This window comes from Microbispora sp. NPDC049633, assembly GCF_040675265.1.
Lineage (GTDB): Bacteria > Actinomycetota > Actinomycetes > Streptosporangiales > Streptosporangiaceae > Microbispora > Microbispora maris.
On the sequence record NZ_JBFAOO010000395.1, the window covers coordinates 1 to 2,135 of the forward strand.

Sequence of the window (2,135 nt, forward strand, 5' to 3'; positions counted from 1 at the left end):
GCCGGGCCTCCTCCCCCGGCCGCGCCTCGGACACGGCCTCGGACACGGCCTCGGACACGGCCTCGGCCACCGGTTCGGCCACTGCCTCGGACACCGCTGTCGCGTTCTCACGCACCGACATCGAACCCCTCCCCCGTCAGCCCGACGAAGATCTCCTCGAGCGTGGGCCTGACCACGCCGAACCCGCGTACGGCCACACCCTCGCCGACGAGCAGCGCGCAGAGCCGTTCCGGCGCCTCCTCGCCGGCGACCGCCGTCACCTCGCCGTCCCCCGCGCGCACCTCGCGCAGCCCGGCCCGGGACAGCACGGCCGCCGCCGCGCCGACGTCCGGCGTCTCCACGCGCAGGCGCGGCCGTTCGCCCGACGCGCGCAGGGCGGCGATGGGCCCCTGGGCGACGAGCCCGCCGGTGCGCATGACGCCCACGTGGGTGCACATCTGCTCGACCTCGCTCAGCAGGTGGGAGGAGACGAAGACGGTCGTGCCGTCCTCGGCGATCCTCCTGATCAGCGTGCGTACTTCCCTGGTGCCCTGCGGGTCGAGGCCGTTGGTCGGCTCGTCCAGCACGAGCAGCTCCCTCGGGACCAGCAGCGCGGCGGCGATGGCCAGGCGCTGGCGCATGCCGAGCGAGTAGTTCCGGTAGCGCTTGCCGGCCGCCGCCGTCAGCCCGACCCGCTCCAGCGCCGCGCCGATCCTGGCCCGCGCCGTACGCGGGTCGGCCCCGGGGCCGGCCGCGTCGAGGCGGCGCAGGTTCGCCTCGCCCGACAGGTACGGATAGAAGGCCGGCCCCTCGACCACCGCGCCGACGCGCGGCAGCGCCCGCGCCAGCCCGGCGGGCATGGGCGTGCCGAGCAGCGACCACGTGCCGGCGGTCGGGGCGACCAGGCCGAGCAGCATGCGGATCGTGGTGGTCTTGCCCGAGCCGTTGGGGCCGAGGAAGCCGAAGACGGCGCCGCGCGGCACCGCCAGGTCGACGCCGTCGACCGCCACCTGCCCGCCCCGGAAGCGCTTGGTGAGACCGGACGTGACGATGGCGTGCGCGCCCGCGCCCTCGGAGGAGGGCGAGGGTGCCCCGGCGTCGTCCCGGAGCGCCCCCGCGCGCGTGCCCACCGTCACCGCGTCCACCGGAGTGTCCACCCGGCCGTCCGTCCGCGGTGCGTGGGCCCGGTCATCTCTTCTCACCCGCCGCCCGGTAGAGGGCCTCCGGGGTGACGGCGCCGGCGAGCAGGCGGCCGTCGTCGGTGATCAGGATCGACACCACCTTCGTGCGCAGCAGGCTGCCGCTCCCCCACGCCCCGCTGACCGGGGTGGCCGACGAGCGCACGCCGTCGAGCAGCGCGGCGAGATCCACGCCGTCCCGCTCGCCGTCCCCCTCCCCGGATCGCTCGGCGGAGACATCGGGCAGGGACGTGACGAGCACGCTGTCCCAGCCCGAGCCGGCGACGCGGCCCCGGTCGCGGGCCTCGGCGGCCGCCTCCGGCCGGTGCCCGGCGGGAGGCGTGGCCGTCCCCTCCTCGACCTTCGCGCCGGGCGGCGGCGTGAAGGAGAAGTTCTCCGCGGCGGGAGGGGTGAACGACAGGGACTCGAAGCCGACCTCGAAGACCGGCTCGGCCGCGCCCTTCGCGTAGACCTGCACGCGCAGCGGCATCAGCTTCTCACCGTCGAGCGCCACCCGGACGTCCTTGATCAGCGAGTCGGCCGCCTTGGGCGTCAGCACGAGCTGGTAGGCCGCGCGGCCCGCGACCGTGACGTTCTCGCCGACGCTGATCGCGGTGTCGGTGCCGGCCGCCTCCAGCGCCTGCCGCGCGGCCTGCTCGGGCGTCGCGAACCGCGTCGCGAACCGCGTCTCGAACGGCGTCTTGAACGGCGTCTCGGGCCGCGCCGGGAACGCGCCGTCCGGCCTGCCGCCGGTGGCCGCCGGGGCGGTCATGCGGGTCGCCTTGTTCGCGGCGCTGTCCCACAGCCACACCTCGTCGCCGTCGGCGATGAGGTCGGTCTCGCTCATCTCCCCCGGCAGCATGAGGCGGAACCGGTTCTCCCCCGCGTACCAGATCTTGAGCTGGTGCGACCCCGACAGCAGCGACAGGGGCGAGGCCCCGGCCGACCCGGGCGGCCCGGACTGGCCCGACAGGCCGG

The 2,135-nt window shown here is 76.1% G+C and carries 2 protein-coding genes; both read right to left on the bottom strand.

Going from position 1 to position 2,135, the window contains the following annotated elements; translation table 11 throughout:
- Window positions 1-107 precede the first annotated feature (107 nt).
- Complete coding sequence (locus tag AB0J39_RS39310) at window positions 108-1,136, bottom strand: ABC transporter ATP-binding protein (RefSeq protein ID WP_363474277.1); 1,029 nt, start codon at window positions 1,134-1,136, stop codon at window positions 108-110.
- 31 nt (window positions 1,137-1,167) lie between these two features.
- Window positions 1,168-2,135 (bottom strand): DUF2092 domain-containing protein (locus AB0J39_RS39315; RefSeq protein ID WP_363474279.1); only part of this gene is annotated, 968 nt, incomplete at its 5' end.